This window comes from Cognatundibacterium jejuense (assembly GCF_014284255.1).
GTDB classification, from domain to species: Bacteria; Pseudomonadota; Gammaproteobacteria; order Burkholderiales; family Burkholderiaceae_D; genus Undibacterium; species Undibacterium jejuense.
In genome coordinates, this window is sequence record NZ_JACOFV010000001.1 from 401,730 (window position 1) to 419,540 (window position 17,811).

15 protein-coding genes are annotated in these 17,811 nt (G+C 44.6%); 7 read left to right on the forward strand and 8 right to left on the reverse strand.

The features are described from left to right. Positions 1–67: 67 nt before the first annotated feature. Positions 68–1,762 (reverse strand): AMP-binding protein, encoded by a 1,695-nt coding sequence (locus H8K32_RS01885; protein ID WP_186910758.1) that lies wholly within the window; start codon positions 1,760–1,762, stop codon positions 68–70. A 147-nt stretch (positions 1,763–1,909) separates the two neighbouring features. Further along, positions 1,910–2,821 (reverse strand): EamA family transporter, encoded by a 912-nt coding sequence (locus tag H8K32_RS01890; RefSeq protein WP_186910759.1) that lies wholly within the window; start codon positions 2,819–2,821, stop codon positions 1,910–1,912. Positions 2,822–3,387: 566 nt separating this feature from the next. Here H8K32_RS01890 and H8K32_RS01895 point away from each other — a divergent pair. The 5 genes from H8K32_RS01895 to H8K32_RS01915 all read left to right on the forward strand — a co-directional run bounded on the left by H8K32_RS01895 (position 3,388) and on the right by H8K32_RS01915 (position 8,026). Then, positions 3,388–4,257: a PhzF family phenazine biosynthesis protein gene (locus H8K32_RS01895; RefSeq protein ID WP_186910760.1), complete on the forward strand. Its 870-nt coding sequence runs from the start codon at positions 3,388–3,390 to the stop codon at positions 4,255–4,257. Between the two features lie 130 nt (positions 4,258–4,387). Continuing rightward, a complete protein-coding gene (gene ribBA / locus H8K32_RS01900) occupies positions 4,388–5,503 on the forward strand; it encodes a bifunctional 3,4-dihydroxy-2-butanone-4-phosphate synthase/GTP cyclohydrolase II (RefSeq protein ID WP_186910761.1) in 1,116 nt (371 codons plus the stop codon). 157 nt (positions 5,504–5,660) lie between these two features. Next, entirely contained in the window at positions 5,661–6,158 is a 498-nt protein-coding gene (gene ribH / locus H8K32_RS01905) for a 6,7-dimethyl-8-ribityllumazine synthase (RefSeq protein WP_186910762.1), read from the forward strand. Between the two features lie 133 nt (positions 6,159–6,291). Further along, positions 6,292–6,753, forward strand: a complete 462-nt coding sequence (gene nusB / locus H8K32_RS01910) for a transcription antitermination factor NusB (protein ID WP_186910763.1) — start codon at positions 6,292–6,294, stop codon at positions 6,751–6,753. A 103-nt stretch (positions 6,754–6,856) separates the two neighbouring features. Then, complete coding sequence (locus H8K32_RS01915; RefSeq protein WP_186910764.1) at positions 6,857–8,026, forward strand: pyridoxal phosphate-dependent aminotransferase; 1,170 nt, start codon at positions 6,857–6,859, stop codon at positions 8,024–8,026. Between the two features lie 71 nt (positions 8,027–8,097). Here H8K32_RS01915 and H8K32_RS01920 read toward each other — a convergent pair whose 3' ends face one another. After that, positions 8,098–9,084, reverse strand: coding sequence for a transglycosylase SLT domain-containing protein (locus tag H8K32_RS01920; RefSeq protein ID WP_390312379.1), 987 nt, complete (start codon positions 9,082–9,084; stop codon positions 8,098–8,100). 431 nt (positions 9,085–9,515) lie between these two features. Here H8K32_RS01920 and ubiD point away from each other — a divergent pair, with 431 nt between their 5' ends. Beyond that, on the forward strand, positions 9,516–11,000 hold the full coding sequence (gene ubiD / locus H8K32_RS01925) for a 4-hydroxy-3-polyprenylbenzoate decarboxylase (protein ID WP_186910885.1): 1,485 nt from the start codon (positions 9,516–9,518) through the stop codon (positions 10,998–11,000). A 338-nt stretch (positions 11,001–11,338) separates the two neighbouring features. After that, positions 11,339–13,201 carry a bifunctional diguanylate cyclase/phosphodiesterase gene (locus tag H8K32_RS01930; protein ID WP_186910765.1) on the forward strand — a complete coding sequence of 621 codons (1,863 nt, stop codon included), beginning with the start codon at positions 11,339–11,341 and terminating at the stop codon, positions 13,199–13,201. A 92-nt stretch (positions 13,202–13,293) separates the two neighbouring features. On the opposite strand, the gene H8K32_RS01935 is transcribed toward H8K32_RS01930, so the two are convergent. The 5 genes from H8K32_RS01935 to H8K32_RS01955 all read right to left on the reverse strand — a co-directional run bounded on the left by H8K32_RS01935 (position 13,294) and on the right by H8K32_RS01955 (position 17,744). Continuing rightward, complete coding sequence (locus H8K32_RS01935) at positions 13,294–14,076, reverse strand: transglutaminase-like cysteine peptidase (protein WP_246447064.1); 783 nt, start codon at positions 14,074–14,076, stop codon at positions 13,294–13,296. Between the two features lie 189 nt (positions 14,077–14,265). After that, on the reverse strand, positions 14,266–15,039 hold the full coding sequence (locus H8K32_RS01940; protein WP_186910766.1) for a peptidylprolyl isomerase: 774 nt from the start codon (positions 15,037–15,039) through the stop codon (positions 14,266–14,268). Between the two features lie 50 nt (positions 15,040–15,089). Further along, positions 15,090–15,362, reverse strand: a complete 273-nt coding sequence (locus H8K32_RS01945; protein ID WP_186910767.1) for a BolA family protein — start codon at positions 15,360–15,362, stop codon at positions 15,090–15,092. Beyond that, the gene (locus H8K32_RS01950; RefSeq protein WP_186910768.1) at positions 15,362–15,982 is read right to left on the reverse strand and encodes a septation protein A; all 621 of its coding nucleotides are present in this window, start codon (positions 15,980–15,982) and stop codon (positions 15,362–15,364) included. Before H8K32_RS01950 ends, H8K32_RS01945 begins: the two co-directional genes overlap by 1 nt. Positions 15,983–16,247: 265 nt before the next feature. After that, positions 16,248–17,744, reverse strand: a complete 1,497-nt coding sequence (locus tag H8K32_RS01955; protein ID WP_186910769.1) for a protein adenylyltransferase SelO — start codon at positions 17,742–17,744, stop codon at positions 16,248–16,250. Between the last annotated feature and the right edge of the window lie 67 nt (positions 17,745–17,811).

Below are 17,811 nucleotides of genomic sequence, written 5' to 3' on the forward strand. Positions count from 1 at the left end.
CGCCACGCTGGTGTAATTGCAATTGTAATCACATCGCGGGTTGCACCCGCCCTGCGAAAACGCAGACTTATGCCGTTTTGTTTTCTTCTAAATTCAGCAATTCGCGCATCATTTCCCGCATTTTAAATTTTTGCACTTTGCCAGTTATCGTCATCGGAAATTCACTGACGAAACGCAGATAACGAGGCACTTTGTAATGGGCAATCTGACCTTTGCAAAAGTCCCTTATTTCTTGCTCTGCCAATTGTTCACCCGGTCGAATGATAATCAGGGCACACAATTCTTCACCGTACTTTTGATCGGGTACGCCGATGACTTGTACGTCCTGAATTTTGGGGTGTCGGTATAAAAATTCTTCAATCTCACGTGGGTAGACGTTTTCGCCGCCACGAATCACCATGTCTTTGATACGTCCGACGATATTGACATAGCCCTCGCTATCCATTGTCGCCAGATCACCTGTATGCATCCAGCCTTCGGTATCAATGGCCTCAGCAGTTTTTTCGACATCGCCCCAATAGCCTTTCATTACGGAATATCCTAAGGTGCAAAGTTCACCCGTTTCTCCACGTGAGACTGTCTCGCCAGAATTAGGATCGACAATTTTTATTTGCAGATGCGGTTGCACCTGACCAACGGTAGAAACACGTTTTTCTAATGAGGTTTGGGTATTGCTCTGACAACTGACCGGGCTCGTTTCTGTCATGCCATAGGCAATGGTGATTTCACTGATGTGCATGTCCTTGATGACGCGCTTCATGATTTCAATCGGGCAGGGCGATCCCGCCATGATTCCGGTACGTAAGCTGGTTAAATCAAATTCAGCAAAGCGTGGATGGTCAAGTTCAGCAATAAACATCGTCGGCACACCGTGTAAGCCAGTACATTTTTCGTTCTGTACTGCCTCAAGCACTAGCAGTGGATCGAATGAGGCATTTGGATAGACGATGCAAGCGCCGTGCGTCAGGCACGCGAGATTGCCCAGCACCATACCAAAACAATGGTACAGCGGAACTGGAATGCACAAACGATCTGCAGCACTCAGGTGCATCGCCTCACCAACAAAAAAGCCGTTGTTAAGGATATTGCGGTGAGTGAGTGTGGCGCCTTTGGGAAAGCCCGTTGTACCGCTGGTAAATTGGATATTGATAGCATCGTTCTGATGCAGAGCTTGTTCTATGCTTGTAATACGCTGATCGTCAGCACGTCCAAGCGCCATGACATCGGAGAAGCGCAGCATACCTGCAACTTGATGTTCGCCCAGATGGATAGCGATTTTAAGCTGTGGCAATTTGGACGAGTTTAATTGTGCCGGCGGGCATTGGTTTAATTCTGGCGCGAGTTCAGAGATCATTCCAAGGTAATCGCTGCCTTTGAATTCGCACATGCTGATGAGTGCTTTGCAGCCGACTTTATTAAGCGCATATTCCAATTCTGACACCCGATACGCAGGATTAATATTGACCAGTATTACGCCAATCTTTGCAGTAGCAATTTGGGTCAGCAACCATTGTGAATTATTGTTAGACCAAATGGCGAGGCGGTCTCCGACCTGTAACCCTAGTTCTAGCAAAGCGCTTGCGAGGCGATTTGATTCGGTTTGTAGTTCTTGGTAATTCCAGCGAATATTTTCGTGACATGAGACCAGTGCTGGCTGGTCCGGAAAGCGCGTCACCATTTCATCAAAAAACTGTCCCAGAGTTCGTTCAATCAAAGGTTGTTCAGTACTGCCTGTATCGTGACTTAAACTGATGGCTTGCATGCAATATCCCTCTTTGGTCGTTGGATTTTTTCTCGTTTTTTTATGTGGTTTTGTTGATGTTATTCGTTTAAATATTCGTTTAATTATTCATTTAATTCTAGATCAATCTCTTCTATTGCATCGTGTTTTGGTTGTGTGGGACAAGTTTCATGCGAGGCTTAAACGCAGCTTCTGAAAAATTTTTTGACCGAAAACATTGATCAATAATCCGCACATCACCACAATGGCACCGATAATTTGCAGTGGTTTTAACGCTTCACCCAGAAGAATCCATGCCGCAGTTAATCCAACAACCGGTACAAGCAAAGTCAAAGGAGCTACCGTATGCGTCGGCAAAGAAGACAATAATTTCCCCCATAGGGTATATCCAATCAAGGTTGCAGCAAATGCCAGATAAACGATCGTTAGTCCGGAGGATATGCTCATGTTGATCAGGCTATGTTTTATGGCATCCATTCCTTCAAAGCAAATTGAGAGAAGAAAGAATGGAATAATTGGAATCAGGGCGCTCCATGAAACCAGACTCAGTACGGCAGTTTGACCTATTTTTTTATTGATCACGTTCCCTGTTGCCCACGACGCTGCGGCGCAAATTGTTAATCCAAACCCAGCGAGGGTGACCTGACTTACGCCGCCATTGATGCTAGCGCTGCCAAGTAAAATTAGTCCAAGGCTGGCCGTGAGCATGCCGATGAGATTACTTACCCGAAATTTTTCACCAAAAACCAAGGCTGAGAAACCGACGGTAAAAAAAGCCTGTGCTTGCAGTACTAACGATGCGAGTCCGGCTGGCATGCCAACCGCCATGGCTGAAAACAAAAATGCGAACTGCCCAAGACTGATGGTCATTGCGTAGGCAATAAAAAGGCGTAGGGGTACTTTGGGTCTGGGTATAAAAAATATCGAAGGAATAGCGACCATTGCAAATCGCAATGCGCCCAGCAAAAAAGGTGGTATGCCCTTGAGCCCGATCTTGATGACAACGAAATTCATACCCCACAAAAGAATAACGATACTAGCTGTCAGAATGTGGCGTGGACTAAGAGTTTGTTCTGGCATGGGGCAATTGTATGTTGATATTGATGAAAAATGCGTGTGCTTTGTTCTGAGTTGGCTTCGTTTGTGCTGTGCCGGTTACGCGTCTTTAAATTCACGTAACGTTTTGCTGTTTTTAATCATGTCATCGAACAGGGGGACATGACAGAATTGTTAGTAATTTCGTTTTCTAAGCGTACGCATGATCTGCCGTCTTTGCAAGATGTTACCCTGCTTATTGTGTCTGCCCCTGTTGAAATGCTCGTAAGAAATAGAGAATCACATTGTGTTAAACAGCTTTACTTGCGCGTTTTAGCCGACACGCCGCGCTACAGCCTCGCTGCTCTGCGTTCAAACTCACAGAAAATATTGCGCTTTTATTTAATTTAGCACTGATGCATGATATACAGGGAAGGTCGGTAATCGACATCAAATCTTATTGAAAAAACTTATCGAAATGGAGCCGTTTTGATCAAAATGCCTTGGATGGCTTTGCCTCTGAATAGGCAAAGGCAGAGGTCAAAACAATACCTCGCGATATTCTGAAATAGTCGTAATACTTGTAGTGGGTTCTTAAATTTTATTGTCCTATGAGATCTTATCCTTTTCGTATTTTTAATGTCTTCGCAGAGTCTACTTTTGGCGGTAACCCTTTATGTGTTTTTGAGCATGCTGATGGATTGTCGGATGCCGAAATGCAGGCCTTGGCTTTACAATTTAATTTGTCTGAAACTTGTTTTATTTTGCCATCCGATAAGGCGACTGCAAGAATGCGGATCTTTACGCCTGATACAGAAATGGCATTTGCAGGACATCCAAGCTTAGGTACGGCTCAGTTGGTGCAGGAATTGTACAAAGCCCCGGCGCACCTCACGCTGGAATGTAAGGCTGGCATCGTGCCCTTGCAGTTACATGAAAATGTGTGGACTTTTGCAGCTCCACAAGCGCCAAAAGTTTCGGCTTGTGAGACAGATAGTGCACAAATTGCACGTATTCTCGGGTTGGATATGAAGGATTTTTCCGGCGAGCCGCTGTGGGTCAACACTGGGTCTGATCAATTGCTTGTCCCATTGGTGGATGAGGACGCACTTTACCGTGCTAAGTTGAATAGTGCTTTGCTTGATGGTTGGCCAAAAAATAGTCTGGGTCGTAAGACCGTCTATCTTTTTACGTTTGATCAGATTCGGCGGGCAAATGCAACTCGAGTTCAAGTAAAGGCTCGTTATTTTTTTGCGCGTCCGGGTGGTGGCGTAGGTGAAGATCCTGCCACTGGATCTGCATGTGCCAACCTCGGTGGTTGGTGGATCGCGCAAAAGCGAAATGTCCCTGCGAGTTTGCACATAAATCAGGGTGGACAAATGCAAAGACCAAGTCACCTCTATCTGGATATACTTGAAGATATGACCATTAAAGTCGGTGGTAAGGTGCAAGAAATTGGACGTGGTGTGATCCAAATCTAGTAAAAACGCTTCAAAACCGCAGAAAGCACGGGAAGTGTAGGGCGAAATCCTTTAAAATAGCGGCTTCATTCAAATGCAGTTGGTGGTGCTCGCGCTAAGCGCCGGAGCCCAACCCTTCAGGATACCCCCTATGAGCATGTCTAATACCCTAGAAATCGTCGCAGAATTGCGTGCTGGCCGCATGGTCATCCTGGTTGACGAAGAAGATCGCGAAAACGAAGGCGATCTGATTATGGCGGCAGAATTTGTAACACCGGAAGCCATTAACTTTATGGCAAAATTTGGCCGTGGCCTGATTTGCCTGACGTTGACAGAAGAGCGTTGCGACGAGTTGAATCTGGCAATGATGACAACCCGTAACGGCACTTCTTACGGCACTAATTTTACGGTCTCTATTGAAGCAGCTGAAGGTGTTACCACCGGTATTTCAGCGGCAGACCGTGCGCATACAGTGCAGGTTGCGGTCAGCAAAAAGTCAACTGCTAACGATATCGTTCAACCAGGCCATGTGTTCCCATTGAAGGCGCAAAAAGGTGGCGTTCTGATGCGTGCAGGGCATACTGAAGCTGGTTGTGATTTGGCGGAGTTGGCTGGTCTGACGCCTGCATCCGTGATTTGCGAAATTATGAAGGATGATGGCACGATGGCACGTTTGCCAGACTTGCTTGAGTTCGCCAAAGAACATAACTTAAAAATTGGCACGATTGCCGATTTAATTCACTATCGTAGCCAAACCGAGAGTATCGTAGACCGCGTTGCGGAGCGCGATATGCATACCGTGCATGGCAGCTTTAAGGCAGTTGTTTATCGTGATAAACCTAGTGGCTCTGCGCATTTGGCCTTGGTGCACGGAAACATTACGCCCGAAAAAGAAGCCTTGGTTCGCGTACATCAACCGGTATCGATCCTGGATTTGCTGGAAAGTAAGGCAACGACGCATTCATGGAACGTTGCTGCCGCAATGAAAGCGGTACAGGCAGCCGATTCAGGCGTTATCGTTTTATTGAATTGCGAAGAAACTGCGGAGCAAATGTTTGATCAGTTTAAAGCGCTGAATGCACCGGAAACACGCCCTGTTGGTCGTGCTGCAAGTATGGATTTACGCAATTACGGTATCGGTGCGCAGATATTGAAAGACGTAGGCGTTGGTAAAATGAAACTTCTGGCAAATCCACGAAAGATGCCGTCCATGACTGGTTTTAACCTCGAGGTTGTTGGCTACCTGGATAAACCCTGCGCAGAATAAAGCTTAAAGTAAGTTGTTGTGCAGTAGCAGGAATGCAGTGTGATGAATACATCGCGTGAAAAATGCTGAGAATTTTTTAAGCTTTAAAAATTTCTAGCATCAAATAATATCGAATATTTTAGAATTGACGGAGCGCCTTGGCGCAAGAGGGAATATCATGACAGTTGGACACTATGAATCAAATCTGGATGGCGCTGGCGTACGCGTCGGTATCGTACAAGCCCGTTTTAACGAAACAGTAGGTAATGGCCTGTTGTCTTCCTGCCTGGCAGAATTGGCACGTCTTGGCGTGTTGAATGAAGATATTCTGCACGTCACTGTGCCAGGTGCTCTGGAAGTTCCATTGGCACTGCAAAAAATGGCTGAAACCAATCAGTTTGATGCGCTGATCGCTTTGGGGGCTGTAATCCGTGGTGAAACTTATCACTTTGAATTGGTCTCCAACGAATCTGGCGCTGGCATCACCCGCGTCGGCCTGGATGCAGGCATTCCGATTGCAAATGCGATATTGACTACAGAAAACGACGAGCAAGCTGAAGTCCGTATGCAAGAAAAAGGTGCAGATGCAGCTCGCGTAGCGGTTGAGATGGCGAATCTGACATTGGCTCTCGAAGAGTTAGCAGAAGCAACCGAAGACGTCGACTACGACGCCTGATTAGGCACAGTTGAAGGTAAGCCACGACCAGTTCAGGCTTAACTTCAAGATATTAAGAAACAAAGTGTGCCTGGGGTCATTGTATTTCAGGCCATCAACAGCACAAAAAAGCAAAATCAAGTAAGAGAAGAATATGAATAATAAAACGCAACACGCCAATCCTAGTAAAAGCCGCTCTCCGCGCCACCGTGCTCGTGAGTTTGCGCTGCAAGGCCTGTATCAATGGCTGCTCAATAATGAAGATTCCGGTGTGATTGACGCCCATATCCGTCAGGCACACGGTTTCGATAAGGCTGACCGTGAACATTTTGACGCGCTGTTGCATGGCGCTATTAATCACTCCATCGAATTGCGTGAAGAGTTTGCGCCTCTGATTGATCGCGGTATTAAAGAGCTGTCACCGATTGAACACGCCGCTTTGTTGATCGGCACATATGAGTTAAAAAATCATATCGAGATTCCTTACCGCGTTGTAATTAATGAAGCCGTTGAATTAACCAAGTCATTTGGTGGTATCGATGGTCATAAATACGTCAATGGCGTGTTGGATAAGTTAGCTGTAAAGTTACGCCCGAATGAGGTTGCTGCAAAATAAGTGCAGATGAATGAACATAATTTAACCGCCTTTTTCTATATAGGAAATCAGGCGGTTTTTTTACGACAGAATAGTTGTTGACTTACGTCTTTGGCAGGTAAATATGGAAAATAATCTCGCGTCTCGGTTGGCTCATATCGCTCCTTTTCATGTAATGGAGCTCATGAAGATGGCTGCTGCGCTGGAGTCACAAGGTCGCCACTTGATACATATGGGTATCGGCGAACCTGATTTTACAGCACCACAAATCGTGATCGACGCTGCTGCGAAGGCGATGGCTGATGGTCGTTTGCAATATACGTCAGCACTTGGTGTGCCGGCATTGCGTGAGGCAATTTCTAACCATTATGCCGAAAAATTTGGTTTAAATGTTCCCGCTTCGCGCATCATTGTGACCGCAGGCGCATCGGCTGCCTTATTGTTGGCTTGCGCGGCGCTGGTAGAAGCAGGACGCGAAGTACTCATGCCAGATCCTTGCTACCCATGTAACCGTCATTTTGTTGCCGCATTTGAAGGTAAGGCCAAACTGGTCGCGAGTGGTCCAGAGCACCGCTTCCAACTTTCCGATCAAATGGTACGTGAACATTGGACCTCCGATACTGCGGGTGTCTTGCTAGCTTCGCCATCGAATCCTACCGGTACTTCGATAGCGGTTGGCGAGTTGGTAAAAATTATCGCCAGCGTCAAAGAGCGCGGGGGCTTTACGATTGTCGACGAAATTTACCAGGGGTTGTCGTATGATGCTCCGCCTTTTTCTGCGCTTTCTCTGGATGATGATGTGGTAATCATTAATAGTTTTAGCAAGTACTTTAATATGACAGGCTGGCGCTTAGGTTGGCTCGTTGTACCTGAGCGTATTGTGCCTGAGTTGGAAAAGTTATCGCAGAATTTGTTTATTTGTCCATCATCTATTGCGCAACATGCCGCGCTAGCTTGTTTTAGCCCAGAAGCATTGACTATCTATGAAAAAAGAAAGGCGGAGTTTAAACGTCGCCGCGATTATATCGTGCCGGCACTGCGTGAACTGGGCTTCGGTGTTCCAGTCATGCCAGATGGTGCTTTTTATGTATATGCGGATTGTTCGCGATTCACCAACGATGCTGATGCCTTTGCTAAACAAGTGCTTAATGACGCTGGTGTGGTTATCGTTCCTGGTCTCGATTTTGGGCCAGCAACGGCAAGCTCCTATGTGCGATTGTCGTACGCCAATTCGATGGAGAATCTACAAGAAGCGATTGTGCGGTTGAGAAAATTTCTTGCGCAACCTGCTTAAGGCGAAAAAAAACTGCCCGTATTTTGATGTGCGGGCAGTTTTTTAATTGAAGCTTAATTTGTGACGTCAAATTATAAAGCTGCTACTTGATCCTTAGAATCTGTTTTCGCCTTCGCTTCGTTCGCATCTTCTTTTACTGTATGCGTAGCTTCTGTCTGGCGAGCGACCGGAGCAGGGCTGGTATTGGTGAATACCGTAGGAACATTTTTACCGGCAGAAACGTCTTTTAAGCGTTTGTACTCTGTCATTACTCTAGATCCATAGCCAGAGTCATTGTCAAAAGCACCTGCGCCCACATACATCTTTAAGCCCGCTTCGACTGAGCCCGCACGTGAGACGTAGTCTTTTAATATTAATGCTCCAACTTTGATATTGGCAACCGGATTTAAGGCGGCTTTAACGCCTCCCATTTCGTCGAATTTTTCCTGATGTACCTTGGACATGACTTGCATCAATCCTTGCGCACCTACTGGGCTTTCCGCGAACGGATTTAAGCCTGATTCGATCGCCATCACGGACAAAATCAGCAGCGGATCCAATTTGATGTCCTTGGCAGTCAAATAGGCGGCTGATACCAGCATGTTAGTTGCATCTGTAGCGACGCGGTAGCGTTTGGAAAGCCAATTCGTTACCCATTTTTGCTGGCGCTCGCTGCCCAGTAATTTTGCATCTTCTTCGGTATATGCTGCATTGTGCAGGGCGTTACCTGCGGCAGCCTTACCAGGCGCTTCCATGAGCATTGCAAGGCTTGGTGGTGGAACCTCTGCTTCGACCAGTTGTTCTGGTGTCGTAAATGGAGATAAATTCTTAAATTTATCAGCTAACTCAGGTTTGATGAACATTGTCGCCAGCAAGACGATAGCGGTGATACCTGAAATTGTCATTAAGTGGCGGATGATGGTGATGAAACCACTACTTGTATCACGTGCGACTGCATTGAACGCAGCACGCTTTTCTTCGGTGGAAAGTCCACCTTGTTGTACAGCTAAAATAAAACGTTGAATCATGTAACCCCCTGAATCATCGCGGTGCAATAGCTCAACTTCGAGCAGTTGCATAAGACTACTTCACGAATCAGAAACATCGCCCTCGTCGCATTTGCGATCTGAAGACGCCGGAGCTATTTATCTGTTTAAGTTCGTCACACTTGGTACTGGAGCATCCAGCGATAAATAACTTTATTTCGGGATAAGGCAGACGCCTTTTGAAAACAATCCTTACAATGTCATGTGGGGCCCGACCCCCGTGAATGATGTTACCGTTATTGGCGAGGTAGACTTTGCGTGTAAAGTGGCAAACGTCTAGATCTCTTCATCAAGTTGGGCGAATTGTAGGGGTGGTTTTATATCAAGTCAATACTATCAAATCAACGTTTAATAACTTTTGAATCTAAAGAATTGCGCTGCAATGCAGCAAAAACCAATAAAATCAAGTACTTGGCTAAATAAGCTTGACCAACTAGTTCAGACATACAAAAAAGCGAAAAATGATTAAATATTCCGATTTGAGGGATTTTATTTCTCAATTGCAAGAAATAAATGAGTTAAAACAAGTAGATATTCAAATTTCTCCTAATTTAGAGATGACGGAGATTTGTGACCGAACTTTGCGCGCTGAAGGTCCTGCACTTTTGTTCAATAAACCGACCGGACATAGTATTCCGGTTCTGGCAAATTTATTTGGTACACCACGTCGTGTCGCACTCGGTATGGGAGCAGATAATGTGAGTGAATTACGCCAAATCGGCCACCTATTATCTGCCTTAAAAGAACCAGAACCACCGAAAGGTTTTAAAGACATTCTTGGAATGGGCAGCCTCGTAAAAGCCGTGTGGGACATGGCCCCTAAGGAATTACGTGGTGCCAAATGCCAGGAAATTGTTTGGGAGGGTAACGATGTTGATTTATCGCGTTTGCCGATTCAACACTGTTGGCCTGGCGATGTCGCACCATTGATTACCTGGGGGTTGGTGATTACCAAAGGTCCTAATAAAAAGCGCCAGAATTTGGGCATCTACCGCCAACAAGTATTAGGGCGAAATAAAGTAATTATGCGTTGGCTCGCGCATCGCGGAGGCGCGTTGGATTTCCGTGAGCACTGTATCGTCAATAAAGGTAAGCCGTATCCAATTGCGGTAGCTTTGGGTGCTGATCCCGCTACTATATTAGGAGCAGTGACGCCGGTCCCTGACAGCTTGTCTGAATACCAGTTCGCGGGCTTATTGCGCGGTAGCCGCACGGAATTGGTTAAAGCGATTGGCAGCGAGCTCCGCGTGCCAGCATCCGCTGAAATCGTGCTCGAAGGGCATATCTACCCCGATGAATCGCATCCAAGTGGTTATGAGCACGCACTGGAAGGACCGTATGGTGATCATACTGGTTACTATAATGAGCAAGACTGGTTCCCGGTATTTACGATAGATCGCATCACCATGCGTCGTGATCCGATTTATCATTCGACTTATACCGGAAAACCACCCGATGAACCGGCGGTATTGGGCGTAGCACTGAATGAAGTGTTTATTCCGCTTTTGCAAAAACAGTTTAGTGAAATTACTGATTTTTACTTACCACCGGAAGGTTGTAGTTATCGGATGGCGGTTGTGCAGATGAAGAAATCTTATGCTGGTCATGCAAAGCGCGTGATGTTCGGCGTCTGGAGTTTTTTGCGTCAATTCATGTATACCAAGTTCATTATCGTTGTAGATGAAGACGTGAATATTCGCGACTGGAAAGAAGTCATCTGGGCGATTACCACCCGTGTTGATCCCAGTCGGGACACAACCTTGGTAGACAATACTCCCATCGATTATCTCGACTTTGCCTCACCCGTCAGTGGTCTGGGTAGCAAAATGGGGATCGATGCCACCAATAAGTGGCCGGGTGAGACAGATAGGGAGTGGGGTACAACGATCGTGATGAGCCAGGATATCAAAGGCAAGGTCGATGAGCTCTGGCCGCAATTGGGGTTGTAGTAAATAATTATCCTATGGTAGGGTATTGAAAACAAAGAACAATCAATTGCTTTGGTCATTCAATGCCCTCGATTGCCAGATCGAGTTGCAGAAATTAATAATGAATTAGTTTGACTATGCTATATGTCTTTCAAGTCAATTGCGAAATTCGAGCAATAGTCTTCATTTATGTCTAGATACGAGTTTTGTTATCAATTTCGCTTTGTGATGACAACTATCCGGTTTAATCTGTTAATCATAAGGTCTGGTAAATAACAATGAGTTTAAGAAGACAGTTATTGATAGCGATTTCCTTCATCGTGTTATTGGTCTTTGCCGGACTGCAGATGCTATCAGTGATGGCAACCCGCGATTTCTTGCAACAACAATTGTCATCTCATGCTCAAGATACAGCGGGTAGTTTGTCACATGATTTGGCGACGTCGTTGTCGAGAAACGATCTTGTGCTCGCTGAAGTACAATTAAGTTCAGTATTCGACCGTGGCTACTATCAAAAGATTATCCTGTTTGATGTGTACGGAAAAAAGCTGGTTTCCAAAGAATTGCCGCTGAAGGTTGACAATGTCCCTTTGCCCTTTTCCTCTTTGCTACAACTACAAACTCCGCCCGGAGAAGCCTTTATTTCTGAGGGATGGCGACAATTAGGAAAAATTGTCGTGATCAATCAACCTACGTTTGCTTATCAATTTCTGTGGGATTCGTTTAAACAACAAGCGGGGTTGATGCTGTTAATGTATTCCTTGGTGTTTTTTCTGACGATGTGGCTGTTGAAAATCATTCTGCGGCCATTGTCATTGATTGAGCATACCGCGCTTGATATTCAAAATAAGCGATTTAATCAAATTTTAGAACTCCCCAATTCCCGGGAATTTCGTCGTGTTGTGTCTGCAATGAACTCCATGTCGAGTAAGATTTCAGAGATGCTGAGTGCGGAAACCTCTAAGGCCGAAGCATTTCGCGCTGAGGCTTATACCGATAAAGTAACTGGTCTTGACAATCGCAAAGCGTTTGACTTGCGTTTGAATGCCTTGCTGCAAGAAGATGGGGGTTTTAGTTCTGGTTATCTTATAGTTCTTGAGTTTGATGGGCTCAAAGAATTTAATCACGAACATGGGTATCAAGAGGGTGATCAACTGTTGGCTGATGTGATTAAAATTGCTCTAAGTTGTTCTGAACTTCAGATTGGTATTTCTGGGCGAATTGGCGGTACGGCGTTTGGATTTGTGGGCTTCGATGTTTTGTCCAATGTGATAGATTCAGAATTCAAGGCACTACAGCGCAAGTTGATTGGTTTTATTGAACATTTTTCGGCCAAAAATTTATCTTTCAACCTTGGTTGCGTTCACTTTTCTGCAGGACAAACCAGGGGCGAATTATTTGCAAAAGTTGATCTCGCTCTGGAAACTGCAAGGCAGAATGGGCGTAACGTTGCGATTAATTTCAATCTTGCTGATGAAAATAAGATCGCAGAAGGTTCATCAGGTTGGCGGGCACTGATACAAAGCGCCTTAAGTGAAAAACGGTGGGCATTATTTACCCAACCCGTTTTTAATCTCACAGCTCAAGATGTTTTTCAGCATGAAATTTTTTCTCGGCTCATTGATCAACAAGGGAATTTTATTTCCGCAGCTTTGTTCTTGCCCATGGCGATGCGTCATCAGCTCATGACTGATATTGACAAGGCGGTCATAAGTCTTGTGATAGATCAGATGAATAGCCTCGGATATATGGAGGCAAATGTTGCGGTGAACGTCTCTGCCCAGTCTATTGAGAGTGAGTCATTCCGCGAATGGTTGGGCGAGAAACTTGTTAGCTCTCAGGATGCAGGTTCTCGATTGTCATTTGAGTTAAGTGAGTTCGGTTGCGGGAAAAATATGCCCTCCACAATGAGTTTTATTGCTTTACTGAGAAGCTACGGAGTTCTTGTAGGCTTTGATCATTTTGGGCTAGCGCCCGGTTCACTTGATCTTTTGCGTAAAGTTGTACCTGACTATATTAAACTCGATAGTGGCCTCGTCGATGCCGCGCTTGAAAGTGAACAAGCACAGTTGCACCTTCGTTCTGTGATTTTGTTGGCAAATGCTCTTGATGTGAAGGTGATTGCACAAAATGTAGAGTCTGCAAAAATCAAAGACTGGTTAATTAACGAGCGCATTATTTTTGGGCAAGGATACTTCTTGTCACCGCTGGCTCGAATGTGAATGATGCTTCGAGTAGATAGCTAAAAATCGCCGGATGAATCTTACATGGTTTTAAGATCTTGCCATCATCGATGGTGCTTTATCTTTCAATATCAGAGCTTGCTTTCTCTATCCATTTTTTCGATAACATCACGCCATAGGCGTACCGTTGAAGCGCCACCTTTTCTCGCTGTTCCGTTAGCTAGCCACAAATCGTCATCGTTAAAGCTATAAACTGGTATCAGATCTGTGCGTTCAGAGCCGTGTTTTATTTCCGGAATCAAGTTATCTAGTATCCATGGATCGCTATCTGGGGTAGGGTAGTAGGCGAGAACCATGTGCGTCTCGCCAATCTTAATTGCTCTGACATAGGTAATTCTCAGGCGCTCAATTGGGATGCCTAAGTCTTTTAAAGTCATATATTTAGCGATCGCATAATCCTCACAATCACCACCAAACGAAGCGACTAATTCAACTGGTGTAGCCCAGTAATCTTCTACACCCCAATGTTCTAAATCGCTGACATAAGGAATCTGATTATAAAAATCATTTGCCCTCTTTAACAGAGGCATTTCAAGTTGTACGTTTCTTGATCTTAATAATTTCCCAGTTAAATCGGGTCCCGCTGTTGCCTTCATTTGACGCACATTGGTTTGCATTATCTGAAGGCGATGGGGTGCTTCGGGGCCAAATTTTTTGGTCACAAATTCATATAAACCATTTGAGAAATCAACCAGACCAGCATTGCTTTCGCTTGAAATGGCTAATAAAAGCATTATGAGCGAGATTTGCAGCGCAATGGCAGCAGTTTTTAAAGATGACTTTGATGAAGCTTTAAACTTGCAGTGATAGTTCCAATGCAAATTCTTTTGCAAATGAGAAAAAGATATTTTCATTGAAGTATTCAGCGCAGGGATAAATCGTGAGAAGCAGACATTGCTCAGTCGAATTCATTTTCAATCTGATGCATTATCGTAGCATTTTGTTGGGCTAATTCTTCTTCGTTTATTGTCATAGCACCAAAAAAAGATAGAAAAAAGGGCGCAGTTTAAAAACTTGCGCCCTTGTTTTTGCTTACTTCAATTTTATTGAACTTTGGCTTTTTTTACTAAAGTTTGTTGGTAAGCTTGTACTTTTTGTTGTTGTAAGCCGTCGATGATTTGTGGTTTAACTTCCTCTAAAGTAGGGAATTTCAACGTGCGAACATCTTCCAATTTAATGATGTGGAATCCATACTGGGATTTTACAGGTGTTTCTGTAAATTGACCTTTTTGGAGTGCGATCATCGCATTAGAGAACTCTGGTACAAACGTTGCTGGAGATGCCCAATCTAAATCGCCGCCTTTGGATGCTGATCCTGTGTCTTTGGACTGCTTAGCCAGCTCTTCAAACTTAGCTCCCGCTTTCAACTTAGAAATAATCGCTTTTGCGTCATCTTCTTTGTCAACCAGGATATGGTAAGCATGGTATTCCTTGTCGCCAGCTTGTGCTTTAGCTTTGTCATATTCTGCTTTAACTTCTGCATCTGTCACTGGATTCTTTTTGACATATTCAATCATCAATGCGCGAATCAATAAAGATTGACGTGCGATTTCCAGCTGGTTTTTTACTTCAGGATTGGATGCTAAACCTGATTTTTCAGCTTCTTGCATCAACACTTCGCGGTTGATCAGTTCTTGTTTTACTTTTGCGCGCAAATCTGGTGTGTCTTGCTGTCCTTGGGATGTCAATTGTTTTACTAATGCATCGACGCGTGAGGATGGAATTGCTTTACCATTAACTACGGCGAGATTTTGAGCCATTGTTGGCAAAGCTGTTGCAAGAAGTGCTACCAGCAAAAGAGCAGGTTTAAAAGTCATTGTCTGTTCCTAAATAACAAAATAAAAAAAACGGATTATAAGTAAACTGCTTAGGTCGGTATCTCTGACGGCGCCAACGCGACAATCGCTAGTGCGTGGACGTCCGTATGCATCATATCGCCAATGGCATCATACACCAGACGATGCCGTGAAATGCGATTTAAGCCCTCAAATTGATGAGAAATTATTTTCAAATTGTAATGGCTCCCTCCTGAAGCTGCGCCAGCATGCCCTGCATGAGCGGCGGAATCGTCTTGTAATTCACATACAACCGGCTGTAAAGCATTTGTAAGACGATTTTTCAGTTGATCGAATCGTGACATTATTCAGCCTCCGTCATATATTTCGATAAAAATAAACTTTGAATAACAATGAATGCCGGCATGATTCCTACCATGGAGATCAGTTTGAAATTTGCCCATGTATCTGTTGAGAAGTTAAAAGCGACCCAGAGATTCAGTACGCCCATCAGGAAGAAATAAGCTGTCCAGGCAAGGCTCAGTTTGCCCCAGATTTGCTCGGGTAACTTGACCTGCGATTCCATCGCAGTACGGATCAGGTTTTTCTTGAAGACAAATTGTGCTAACAAGAAAGCGCCACAATAACACCAATATAATATAGATGGTTTCCATTTAATAAAGGTATCACTATGAAAATAAATAGTGGCTCCGCCGAACACCATAATAATGATGAACGAGATCCACAGCATTGCATCTACTTTTTGTCTGCGGATGAGCAAATAAGATATCTGGCCGATTGATGCAACTAAAGTGACTGCAGTCGCCAACATAATTGGTGCGAGCTCAGGTGAACTGACGCCACCTGAAACCAGACTGGAAAGATAGTTTTCAACGTAGGCTTGAGCAGTTGCAGTATGCCCTTCGCCCCATTTAAAGGTGACAAAAAATAAGATAACTGGAAAAACGTCAAAAAGAAATTTCATTAAAAACAGACTTATGCGAGTGGTTTAAATGTCAGGCTTACGAAATGTATGCTTTGCGTGAACCTGTTAGTGGTGAGTCGTCAAGAAGAACATGTGCAAAATGGACGTCGCAAATATTACACAAATTATTCAGGTGCGTCATGTCGTGATGTATGTTTCCGTATTTACGCCTTATTAGGATTCCTTATCAGCTTCAATTGGTTCAGGTGTTTCAAGTGTTTCAAGTGGCTCACCTTTAATTGATTAAAGCAATGTTGTTTTTGTACTACGAAGAGCAACTGACTTCCAAATTTTTGGCCCAGTCGGGTGGGAGTTTTGCGTATTCTTCATTCTCGATTTGCTCATCAAAAGGGTTTTCTAATATGCATAATAATTTGGTGATTTCAGAAAAATCCTTATTCTGTGCCTTTTCGATCGCATTTTGAGCTAAATAGTTCCTTAAAATATATTTGGGATTGCTCGCTCTCATTGCAATCTGTCTATCATCAGCATTGCTGTTTTCCATCGCAAGGCGCGCCCGGTAGCGGTTCAGCCAGTCTTTTAAGGCTTCTCTGTCTATAAATAAGTCGAGCAGGGCATCATCTTTTGGCGATATTTCATTCTCCAGGTGACTTAATTGACGGAAGCTTAGCGTGAAATCTGCATGATTCGCTTGCATCAAACTGAAGAAGTCTTCTCCAAGTTGTTTATCTGATTCATGTGCCATGCGGAAGCCAAACTTGGAACGCAATAAGCTCTCCCATTTAGCGACAAAGCTATTTGAGTATTCTGATAGCGCAGCTTGGGTATCTTCGACGCTGCCTATTAACGGAAGCATCGCCTGACCAAGTGCATGCACGTTCCAATTCCCTATACTCGGTTGCATCTTGTACGAGTACCGCCCTTGCTGATCAGTGTGATTGCAAATATGGGACTCATCAAACGCTTCCATAAAACCATACGGACCATAGTCAAGGGTAATACCTAAGATAGACATATTGTCCGTATTCATGACGCCATGCATAAAACCGACCGACTGCCAATGCGCCATCAGCTCAGCGGTTTTGTGTGTAATTTCAGCAAGCAGAGTTTGATATGGATTCTGCTGATCACGGCAATGTGGGAAATAATGTTCAATCACAAAATCGGCCAACGTTCTTAAATTGTCATGGCGGCGATTGTAATACCAATGCTCAAAAGAACCGAAGCGGATAAAGCTCGGTGCCAGACGGGTTACAACCGCTGTTGTCTCTGGTTGTTCGCGAAAAACGTAGTGGTCTGATCCAGTAATGCAAAGTGCTCTCGAGGTGGGAATATGGAGTGCATGCATGGCTTCTGAACATAAAAATTCCCTGATGGATGACCTTAGTACTGCTCTCCCGTCACCGGAGCGTGAGTACGGCGTTGCTCCGGCCCCTTTCAATTGCACCTCGATTCGCTGTTGCTGTCTGTTGATTGTATCTCCGAGCAAAATTGCTCGTCCATCACCAAGTTGACCAGCCCAGACGCCAAATTGATGGCCGGAATAGACGCTGGAGAGAGGATTGATTGTTGGTAGAGTTCTGTTTCCGGTAAAAATTTCAATTGCTTCTTGATCTTGAAAGTTGCGTGTTGAAACGTGGTGTTCGCCTGTTAATCGTTTACTCACGGCCACTAAATAAGGTGCGGGTAATGGAGTAGGGCGCAAGTGCGTATAGAAGTCGGGCGGGAGCGTTGCGAACAATGCATTCTGAAAAAAATTGTCCAGATGAAAGTCGGACGCATTTGTGTTTGGTGATGGCATGAGAGTCAGTTCTATTCGAGAATGCGCTCATTCTGCCAGAGTCTGTCAAATTATGTTTTTATCCGTT